A 5,979-nucleotide genomic window follows, 5' to 3' on the forward strand; every position below is an offset into this window, starting at 1 on the left:
TTACTGATTAAGGACTTAGACAACGATTTTGAGAACATTCTCATCATCGAACAGTATAATTTGGGTGTTTGGAAAGAGGATTCTATTCTGGCATTGCGTGAAGTATATGCGGAAGAACTAGCTCGTTGTTATGAAGAAGGCGCGGAAACGTGGCGGATTGCTTATTTCATGAATGAGCTTGATAAAATTGAAAATAAATATAAACGATTACAGGCAATCGAAGAAGAAAAACAAGCACAAGTAGCCTGAAAAAACCTGAAAATAGTCGAGGTTTATTTGGCATGCCTAAAAAGAAATGGTGGTTTTCGTAGGTTTGGGCAACATCGAAAAAATCGAAGTTGCGGGGGTGAAAACAGTAAAAAACAAGCGCATAAATGCCCTTGCTTTTTACTGATTCTAGTTTGAAGACGAGATTGTTAGCTATTCAAGGAATAGCTATTCTCAGTATATGTTTCTTACTATGAATTTGCAATTAAAGAGATGATCTATATATTTTTTTGAACTTGTTAAAACTTGTCGTGAACGCGTGAAAGTACAGGCGGCAAGGTCGAAAAAATCGACGCTGTTTGCACACGTTGCGAAGCAATGTATAAGTGCGCCTTTTTAAGGACTCCATTTATTCCAGAAATTCGAATAGAGCCTAACAAAACGATACTTTTCTGATACAATGTTGAAGAATATTGAGACGATACTCCAGAAATAAAAAAAGGAGAAAGCGGGGTAAACATGGTGAACAGAACGATTAAAGAGATTGCTGATGAGCTAGGCGTTACTAAACAAACAATACAGTATCATTTGAAGTCTTTGCCGACAAAAGAAACGACAAAAAGCGACAAAGGCTATATACTTGTTAAACCTAATGGGCAGAAGATATTAAAGGAAAAAGTGCAAGCGAAAACCGACAAAGAGACCGACAAAAGAAACGGCAAAGAAGCGACAAAAGAAACACTTTCTTTGTCGGTTGTTGAATTTCTTGAGAAACAGCTAGATGAAGCCAATTCGCAACTAAAAGAGAAAGATAAACAATTAGCATCCATGCAAAAACTACTCGACCAACAACAACAATTATTGTTAAAAGAACAGCAAAAAAATCAATTGTTCCTGGAGGAAGCAAAAAACGAATCGGGAAACGAAAACAAAAGCTTTTTCAGTCGTTTATTTAACAGAAAAAGCTAAGGTTTGCTAAGGTGCTATCAAAAAACGGGGGGGGGCTACCCATATTACCCGAAAGTGCCTGCCTGATGCCTTTTAATGGCTTACAGTTTTTTGAAACTAGGGCATAAAAAAAGAGCCTTCAAAGTGAAGACCCTGAGTATTAACTATTATTGTTATTGCGTCGATTACTTTTAAGAATGTCGGCTTCGGTGGCTCGCATATCAGCATAAATTTCAGCCACAGAGCGTTCTTTTTTAGGTTCAGCAGTGGAACTAGATTCTTTTTTCTTGGCTTTTTCTTCGGCTTCAATATCAGTGACACTGTGAACGTTGAATCTGTATTTCTCTTTTAGGTAATCGTCAAAGAGTTTGTCTGATGTGTCTACAACTTCAACGCCTTTTTGACTACTTAATGGAGCATCAATTGTTAAGTTTTTATCATCATTTACATACCCTTTAATGTGAGTTACTCCAGTTGGATTTGTGTAAGTATCCGTCAAAGTTACTTTATTGATATTTTTGAAATTATAATTCAGGTATTTTTCTATACGTGATTTTTGTTCCTGCATTAATTCTTTTTCTTGATGTTTCATGTATAAGTACCCCCCAAAACTGACAAGTAGTATAATAATCAGTATAATTGTAATGATTTTTATTATCCGTTTCCTTTTTTTATTTTTCATGTGGTCAACTCCCGTCACTATGCAATACAAGATAAATATAACATAGAGGTGAAGAAAATGGCAGAATTTACAGAAGAGCAGTATTTTAATTTAGCTGATAGGGTTTATAATAATGATGTGCTAAAAAAGGGTAAAAGTTTTACTTTAGCAGACAGATCACAATGGCGAGTAATTAATTACGTTGACAAGTCAGGAAGTGGTTTGCAAGCTGTTGCCGTAGTTCCAGCAAAGGACTATAAAAAAGGTAAAACGGACTATAATAATGTGGTATTTGTTTCACGTGGTTCAGAGCCTAATGCAGGTCAGTTTGTAAAAGACTGGATACAAACAGATTTTGGTAAGATGGGAATTGGGCTAAAACCAAGTAAAGATGCGAAATTAAAAGAAACACAAGGGAAAAATGTACAGAAATTAGCAAAAAATGCATGGAAAGTAAATGCACCGATTCCGTTGAAAGTATTGTTACATACGGCATCATGGCAAATAAATTCAGATAATCAATTTACAGAGTATCAGAATTTTGTCAATCAAACATTGAAACAATATAAAGTGAAAGACTATAGCTTTACAGGACACAGTTTAGGCGGTGCGTTGGCGCAGTTTATGGCGGTTCAATTAAAGAAGCGAGCAGTTACCTATGCGGCGGCTAATCCATTCCGTTTGCTATCAAAGGAACAACAAGCATCCATTAGAAATGGGGATTTCAAGGATTTGATAACGGACTATCGCCACCGTTTAGACCCAGTCGGAAAAATTGTGCCTAATGGTGTGACGATTGGTAAACAATTCATTATGGATACGAACCCAAATGCTAAATTCGGAACAGCAGTGTTTATGGGGCATATGCGTGGTACATTCGCGGGCATGTTTAACGCAGACGGAACAGCAAAATTAAAAGTAAACCCTGATGCCGTGATTGCTCAAGCAGGGCGTATAGACAATATTGTGTCGATTATGCGAAAGATTCAGCAACACATGCAACAACTCGAAGAAGACGTGAACCAGAAATCAAAAAAACTAAGAGAAAAACTCAATGATGAAACCGTTGAGGGTGGCAAGTATAGCGAATTAACGATATGGGACGTGGACGAGATATTGACCGAACGTTCAAAGAAATATCAGAATGGAATCTATACATTTCATGACCCCGAGCAATTTCAACGATTCTATGAATCGAATGAAAAAAACATCAAAAAGCTGAAAGAATTCCAAAAAGAATTAATACAGGCGGCGAAGAAAATTCGAGAAAAAGATAACGAATTAGGTGACTGGATAGCAGCCAACATGAAATAAACATACGGGAGGCAAAAGCATGTACGGGAATGTGTATGATAGGGAAAGAGCTAGAGCTTTAGGCGATGCGTCAGGAGAATATAAATATCAGTCTGATGTTTTAAAGGAACGACTAAAAAGCAAAGACTTGACGCCAAGCGAACGAGCCAATATGATTGCGGCAGAGCGAGAACTTGTCCGAAAAGCCCAGAAAATCGCCTTAAAAAGGGCTGTTAATAAAAGCGCAGAAGCTATCGAATCAGACTTAAGCGATGTCATGAAAAAGCTCCAAAAAGATTATCCAGACGCGCAGGAAGATTTAACGAGTTTACAACGAGAGTTGAAAGATGCATTTGATTCAGTGACGGGCGATGCGGTGCAAGAATGGCTTGTGACGAAGCAAGCGGATAGCATGCGAAATAGTCAAGATGATTTATATAGTGCCTGGTAAGCGCACATAAGCGCTAAGAACGGATTAAACAGGAAGGGTCAACGGTAAATGTTTGACTGGAGCAAAGCGGAAGGAATTTAAGGAGTTGACGCGAGCGACTGAATGACCACACTTATTGCGTAGCAAGCGGATTTCCAATCCGTTTGCCTGCCAAACGGCGAGTGAAAAGCGTTTGACTTTTGTTTTTTATGAAAGTTTTTGCGGAGCTTTTTACAAAAAGCGAAAGGGGTTGTGCATTTGATTCAAGTGGGAAATGTTGTCAAAGTAAAAGAAAACTATTTTGTGGCAGGAAAAGAAGAAAAAGGGGTTGTTTTGGCAATAAAAGATAAAATAGGAGCAAGAGTCCGTTTTGAAAGTGGCTTGACAGGTTGGATTTTGCTAGATGATTTAAAAAAGATCCATCGAAGAGTGCCATAAATACACCACAAAGTAGAAATGAGGTGTCTATATGATACAGGTAGGCGATACAGTGAAGATGTTAGCCGATGATTATACGTGCATTCCTAAAGGGGCAAAGGTGCCTGTTTTAAAGGTGTTCACGAGTGTAATTCGTGTTGAATTACCGAATAAAAAAAGGCGATGGGTCATGAAAGAACACGTTCAAAAAATAAAGAAATAGGTTCTTGAATCACGCACCCTAAAACGTTACTATTGACGAAACAAACACATGCGCATAAAAAAAGCCCTGTATACTCATAATAGGAGGCGAGCTATACAGGGTTGTCAACAAGTGACAAAAGAAAAGAAGATATGATATTCATTTAGGGATTAAATGGTTGAAGATGTGAATGCATAGCATACAGCTTGTATACTATCGGAACTATCGTACTAATCCATGGTTAAATTGTCAAGTTTTCTTTGTGGATAAAGCGAAAAAATAAGAACGTATGTACGACAAAAGAATTATTTTTCTGATATAGATACACTATATCTTGTTTTCACAAGTGAAACAGGATAGAATAGATATAAATTACATAACGGACGCGAAAAAAGCCTGTGAGCGACCAACTCAACAGACTTTTTATACCCGATAAGAAAGGAAGTAGCTTTCTTATGAGGCTTCGCAATTATTGGTTTCTAGCTTTTTAAGCCATAAATATATCACGTAATATGTGATACCCTTATCTTATAAACAAAGAGCCAATAAGTCAATCAAATTTGATTAAAAAAACAAGATGATTGATAGCAGATACCTTGTAAAGAATGGACGTCAATTCTTACGGGGGCTATCGATTGTCTTGTTTTTTTGCGTTCCTACAAGTAATAAAAAAAGGTCGGAAGGCGTAGCCGAATGGTAGGACGCGCCGACAGGCGACGGCAAACGGCAGTGATGCCAGGCGGCGGAGCCGAGGAAAGGAGGAGCGGAGCGACGAGTTTCTTATTAACTTGATTTTAGTTAAACTTTAGCAGAAAATGCCGAGGAACGGCTGTAATAAGCGATTTTGCACTTGGGGGTGTTTTATTTGGAAGTAACAAAGGTTGATGCATTCATGAATAATCATGATTATGTGCGCGTGACAGATATGCGCCGAATCATTGAACTGCAATATATGCAACATTGGAATAAAACGTGCCCGATTCTGAAATTAAATCGGTCGGAGTATCTTGTAAAAAGTACAGGCGAAATCGGTACATATAAACTTTCTAAAACGAGACGGGATAACATGAACTCAATGCGTCAATCGTTCAAACGGTTATCTTATCTAATCAATGCGAATTTTTCGGGAGCAAACAATGAACTATGGATTACATTGACGTTTAAAAAAGATGTTTATGACCACGACGAAGCGTTGAACAAGTTTAAAAAGTTCATCATGCGGTTACGTTACTATTCTAAAAAACGATGGGGCGGCTATGGTCATTTAGAATTTGTACGCGCAATAGAACCACACGAAAAAGGCGACTGGCATTTTCACATGCTTTTGAAGTATCCAGCATTAAAAAGCGTATTCATCGCAAATGAAGAATTTGCTAATATTTGGAAACATGGTTATGTCAAAATTCAGCGTCCAGAGAAGACGGATAATATCGGAGCATACTTTACAAGCTATCTGACAAACCTAGAAGTGAATGAAGATGATTTTGAGGGATTGACACCCGAAGAAGAAGAAAAACACGTGAGCGAGCTCCTGAACGTTCCTGGAGCACGTAATATTGAATATACGAAGTCCAATAAGTCGAAACGGGTAATTAAAGGCGGACGTTTGCATTTGTATCCGTCAGGTATGCAACTATATAACACGTCACGGGGCATTAAGATGCCTTCACGTAAAGATATGACCCGTAAAAAGGCGATTAAAAGGTATAAAATTAAGGCGCAAAATTTAACGCTTAGAAAATCGTTACTGATTAAGGACTTAGACAACGATTTTGAGAACATTCTCATCATCGAACAGTATAATTTGGGTGTTTGGAAAGA

At 37.8% G+C, this 5,979-nt stretch carries 8 protein-coding genes; 7 read left to right on the forward strand and 1 reads right to left on the reverse strand.

All coding sequences use genetic code 11. The features are described 5' to 3' along the window. On the forward strand, positions 1 to 249 hold a 249-nt coding region (locus HCK02_RS12970), incomplete at its 5' end, for a hypothetical protein (protein WP_167630524.1). Between the two features lie 477 nt (positions 250 to 726). Then, on the forward strand, positions 727 to 1,176 hold the full coding sequence (locus HCK02_RS12975; protein WP_167630525.1) for a helix-turn-helix transcriptional regulator: 450 nt from the start codon (positions 727 to 729) through the stop codon (positions 1,174 to 1,176). 139 nt (positions 1,177 to 1,315) lie between these two features. Here HCK02_RS12975 and HCK02_RS12980 read toward each other — a convergent pair whose 3' ends face one another. Continuing rightward, entirely contained in the window at positions 1,316 to 1,747 is a 432-nt protein-coding gene (locus HCK02_RS12980; protein ID WP_167630526.1) for a DUF1433 domain-containing protein, read from the reverse strand. 147 nt (positions 1,748 to 1,894) lie between these two features. On the opposite strand from HCK02_RS12980, the gene HCK02_RS12985 reads away from it, so the two are divergent. From HCK02_RS12985 to HCK02_RS13005, 5 genes are all read left to right on the forward strand, one after another. Next, positions 1,895 to 3,130: a lipase family protein gene (locus HCK02_RS12985; RefSeq protein WP_167630527.1), complete on the forward strand. Its 1,236-nt coding sequence runs from the start codon at positions 1,895 to 1,897 to the stop codon at positions 3,128 to 3,130. Between the two features lie 19 nt (positions 3,131 to 3,149). Further along, positions 3,150 to 3,560 carry a hypothetical protein gene (locus tag HCK02_RS12990; RefSeq protein ID WP_167630528.1) on the forward strand — a complete coding sequence of 137 codons (411 nt, stop codon included), beginning with the start codon at positions 3,150 to 3,152 and terminating at the stop codon, positions 3,558 to 3,560. A gap of 237 nt (positions 3,561 to 3,797) precedes the next feature. Next, positions 3,798 to 3,977, forward strand: a complete 180-nt coding sequence (locus tag HCK02_RS12995; protein ID WP_167630529.1) for a hypothetical protein — start codon at positions 3,798 to 3,800, stop codon at positions 3,975 to 3,977. Positions 3,978 to 4,008: 31 nt separating this feature from the next. Beyond that, positions 4,009 to 4,179, forward strand: a complete 171-nt coding sequence (locus HCK02_RS13000; RefSeq protein WP_167630530.1) for a hypothetical protein — start codon at positions 4,009 to 4,011, stop codon at positions 4,177 to 4,179. Between the two features lie 844 nt (positions 4,180 to 5,023). After that, a partial coding sequence (locus HCK02_RS13005; protein WP_167630531.1) for a rolling circle replication-associated protein occupies positions 5,024 to 5,979 on the forward strand: 956 nt, incomplete at its 3' end.

This window comes from Listeria valentina (genome assembly GCF_011800755.1).
Taxonomy (GTDB): domain Bacteria; phylum Bacillota; class Bacilli; order Lactobacillales; family Listeriaceae; genus Listeria; species Listeria valentina.

Coding starts and splice junctions, on each gene's coding strand:
- HCK02_RS12975 (WP_167630525.1), top strand. CDS start 727: ATGGTGAACAGAACGATTAAAGAGATTGCTGATGAGCTAGGCGTTACT.
- HCK02_RS12990 (WP_167630528.1), top strand. CDS start 3,150: ATGTACGGGAATGTGTATGATAGGGAAAGAGCTAGAGCTTTAGGCGAT.
- HCK02_RS13000 (WP_167630530.1), top strand. CDS start 4,009: ATGATACAGGTAGGCGATACAGTGAAGATGTTAGCCGATGATTATACG.
- HCK02_RS12985 (WP_167630527.1), top strand. CDS start 1,895: ATGGCAGAATTTACAGAAGAGCAGTATTTTAATTTAGCTGATAGGGTT.
- HCK02_RS12980 (WP_167630526.1), bottom strand. CDS start 1,747: ATGAAACATCAAGAAAAAGAATTAATGCAGGAACAAAAATCACGTATA.